The 3,841-nt window shown below is 66.8% G+C and carries 2 protein-coding genes and 2 pseudogenes; 3 read left to right on the forward strand and 1 reads right to left on the reverse strand.

Annotated features, from left to right (window positions below; translation table 11 throughout):
• The coding region (locus tag JCM25156_RS28865; RefSeq protein WP_148299377.1) for an NTP transferase domain-containing protein at positions 1 to 178 on the reverse strand (178 nt) is incomplete at its 3' end.
• Between the two features lie 207 nt (positions 179 to 385).
• On the opposite strand from JCM25156_RS28865, the pseudogene dusB reads away from it, so the two are divergent.
• From dusB to ntrC, 3 genes and pseudogenes are all read left to right on the forward strand, one after another.
• Positions 386 to 1,445: pseudogene (gene dusB, locus JCM25156_RS23560) on the forward strand (tRNA dihydrouridine synthase DusB).
• A gap of 72 nt (positions 1,446 to 1,517) precedes the next feature.
• A pseudogene (locus JCM25156_RS23565) lies at positions 1,518 to 2,584 on the forward strand (two-component system sensor histidine kinase NtrB).
• Between the two features lie 35 nt (positions 2,585 to 2,619).
• A partial coding sequence (gene ntrC / locus JCM25156_RS10835; protein ID WP_025813094.1) for a nitrogen regulation protein NR(I) occupies positions 2,620 to 3,841 on the forward strand: 1,222 nt, incomplete at its 3' end.

Below are 3,841 nucleotides of genomic sequence, written 5' to 3' on the forward strand. Positions count from 1 at the left end.
GCTGGATCATCGCGACATGAGGGGCAAGGGCATCCGCCGCGTGGCGGATGACGGGCCTGCCGCCGAGCGTGACATACTGCTTGGCGACAGGGGTCGCGGTCTGGGCGCTGTACCGGCTGCCCTGACCCGCGGCGAGAAGAATGGCTGCAACACGCATGATGCGGAGCAATGCGGCCATGTGGCCCGCGCGTCAAGCATTGTGCTGTCACGACCTGCCCGCATCACGGCATGAAAATGTTGCCCGAATGCACCGAAGCTGATTGCACGGGGCGGCGGGAGGGGGTATTCTGCCTAAATCATAAGCATTATTGACGGATATTTTAGCTGGCATGCCCTTTAATGCCGCCGCGGGGGCGGCCGGGAGGCTGGCGGGGAAGCGGGGTTCATGTCGTCTCAACTGCTGTCGCCCATTGATCTGGGGGGTGGGGTCGTCCTGCAGGCGCCGGTCATTCTGGCGCCCATGGCCGGGGTGACCGACCTGCCGTTCCGCAGGCTGGCGCGCAGGCTGGGGGCCGGGCTGGTCGTATCGGAAATGATCGCGTCCTGGGCCATGGTGCGGGAGAACGAGAACACCCTGCGCATGGCCGAGGTGGCGGATGATGGCCCCAATTCCGTCCAGCTTGCCGGGTGCGACCCGGACGCCATGGGCCAGGCCGCGCGGATCGCGGTCGATCGCGGGGCGGACATCATCGACATCAATTTCGGCTGTCCGGTCAAGAAGGTGGCGGTGGGCCAGCTTGCCGGTTCCGCCTCATGCGCGACGAGGTTCAGGCCGCCCGCCTGCTTGAGGGGGTGGTCCGCGCCGTTGACGTGCCGGTCACGCTCAAGATGCGCATGGGCTGGGACCATGACAGCCTCAACGCCCCCGCCCTGGCCCGGATTGCCCAGGAATCGGGCATCCGGATGGTGACGGTGCACGGGCGCACCCGCCAGCAGTTCTATAACGGCACGGCGGACTGGCATTTCGTGCGCAGGGTGGTCGATGCTGTGTCGCTGCCGGTCATCGTCAACGGGGATATTCTTACGGTCGCGGATGCGCGCGTGGCGCTGGAGCGTTCGGGCGCGCAGGGTGTCATGATCGGGCGCGGCTGCTACGGCCGCCCGTGGTTCCTGGCGCAGGTGGCGCAGGCGCTCATGCACGGTACGGAGGTGGCCGAACCCGGTCTCGCGGCGGAAAAGGCCATCGTGCTGGAACATTACGGCATGATGATCGACCATTTCGGCGCCCATCCCGGCCTCCGGCTCGCGCGCAAGCATGTCTCGTGGTATTCGGCGGGGCTGCCGGGTTCGGCGGGTTTCCGCGCCGCGGTCAACCGGGTCGATACGGTGGATGGCGCCATCGCATGATCCATGAATTCTATGACCGCCAGATCGCCGCCGGCACCGTGCGCGGCCCGCGCCCTTCAACCGTGGAGGCGGAAAAGGCCGCGGCGCAGGCGGCATGAGGGATAGCCCCATCCCCCCCATCGGCCCACGTGCCATGCGCGCCGGACAACGTGACGGGCAATGGCCGGGTCATACTCGATTCGCTGGCGCTGCCGGTCATGGTCGTGCGGGCGGATAACAGCATCGGCTACGTGAACAGCGCGGCGGAACCCTTTTTCGGCATGTCGCGCACGCATCTGGCGCAGTTGCGGCTGACCGCCATCCTGCCGGAGGACAATCCGCTTTTCCTGCTGATGGAACAGGTGCGCGCGCAGGATCACACGGTGGTCGAGCATGAGGTCACGCTGGAAAGCCCCCGGCTGTACCGCACGGGTGTGACCGTGCAGGGCGCGCCCGTGGCGGAGGAGCCGGGATCGGTTGTCCTGACATTCCATGATTTTTCAGCCGTGCGGGTGCTGGACCGGCAACTCACCTTCCGTTCGGCGGCGCGCAGCGTCGCGGGCATGGCGGCCATTCTGGCGCATGAGGTCAAGAACCCGCTTTCGGGCATTCGCGGGGCGGCGCAACTGCTGGAAACGTCGGTGGGCGAGTCCGATCGTGAACTGGCCGTGCTGATCCAGGACGAGGTCAACCGCATCCGTGACCTCGTGGACCGGATGGACATGTTCAGCGACCGCCCGATCGAGCGCAGGCCGGTCAACATCCACCGGGTGCTGGAGCATGTGCGCATGCTCGCGCAGCAGGGATTCGCGGCGGATATCCGCTTTCAGGAAGTCTATGACCCCTCCCTGCCGCCGGTATGGGGCAACCGCGACCAACTGGTGCAGGTGCTGCTCAACCTTGTAAAGAACGCGGCGGAAGCCTGCATGGCCATGTGGATGGCGCGGCCCCGCCCGAAATCACGCTGACAACCGGCTACCGCCCCGGCATATGGGTCTCCACCGGGGGCGGGCAGCGCGTGCAGTTGCCGCTGCTGGTGTCGGTGCGTGACAACGGGCCGGGCATCGCGGAAAACATCCGCCCGCATCTGTTTGAACCCTTCCTCACGACCAAGGCCACGGGCAGCGGGCTGGGGCTGGCGCTCGCGGGCAAGATCGTGGGAGACCACGGCGGCGTGATCGAGGTGGAAAGCCAGCCCGGATGTACCGAAGTGCTGCTTCACCTGCCTGTTGTGACTGAGGAGTGGGGCGCGTCGTGAACCGCCCCGTGCCGGATCTGAGAGATTTATAGCGTATGTCGCTACCGACCATTCTTGTCGCGGATGATGACCGTTCCATCCGCACCGTACTGAGCCAGGCGCTGGGGCGGGGGGGCTATCAGGTGCGCGCCACCGCGCAGGCCGCCACCCTGTGGCAGTGGATCGAGGAAGGCGAGGGCGACCTCGTGATTACCGATGTCGTGATGCCCGATGAAAACGGGCTGGACCTGATCCCGCGCATCCGGCGCATCCGCCCCGACCTGCGCGTCGTGGTCATGAGCGCGCAGTCCACGCTCATGACGGCGGTGAAGGCGACCCAGCGCGGCGCGTTCGAATACCTGCCCAAACCCTTTGACCTCAAGGAAGTGCTGGCGCTGGTGGCCCGCGCGCTGGCCACGCCCGCCACCCCCGTCACCCCCGTGGCGGCTCCGGCCCCTGATGAGCAGATGTCGCTCATCGGGCGTTCGGTCGTGATGCAGGACATCTACCGCATCATCGCCCGGCTCACGACATCGGACCTGACTGTCATGATCGGCGGCGAGAGCGGAACCGGCAAGGAACTGGTGGCGCGCGCCCTGCATGAATACGGGCGCAGGCGCACGGGGCCGTTTGTCGCGATCAACATGGCGGCCATTCCGCGCAACCTGATCGAAAGCGAACTGTTCGGCCATGAGCGCGGCGCCTTCAGCGGGGCGACCAACCGTGTCGCGGGCCGTTTCGAGCAGGCGGCGGGCGGCACGCTGTTCCTTGACGAGATCGGGGACATGCCGCCCGAGGCCCAGACCCGGCTGCTGCGCGTGCTGCAGGATGGTGAATTCACGACAGTGGGTGGCACCATGCCCATCCGCGCCAATGTGCGCATCATCGCCGCCACCCATCGCGACCTGCGGCAGGCCATCCGCGCGGGCACCTTCCGCGAGGACCTGTACTACCGCCTGAACGTGGTGCCCATGCGCCTGCCCCCCCTGCGTGAGCGGGTGGAGGACATTCCCCTGCTGGCGCGTCATTTCCTGAATATGAACGCCCATGACAGCGGCATGATCCGCGTGCTGGACGAGGAGGCGGTGGCCCGCCTGCAGGCCTATCGCTGGCCGGGAAACGTGCGTGAGCTTGAAAACCTCATGCGCCGGATCATCGCGCTGCATCCGCAGGAACATATCGGCGCGGACATCATCGACGCCGAACTGAATGAATCCGATGGCGCGCTGGCCGGGGCGCAGGGTGAGGGCGGCGCCGCGGGCGAGACCCTGTCCGAAG

This window comes from Komagataeibacter kakiaceti JCM 25156, from assembly GCF_000613305.1.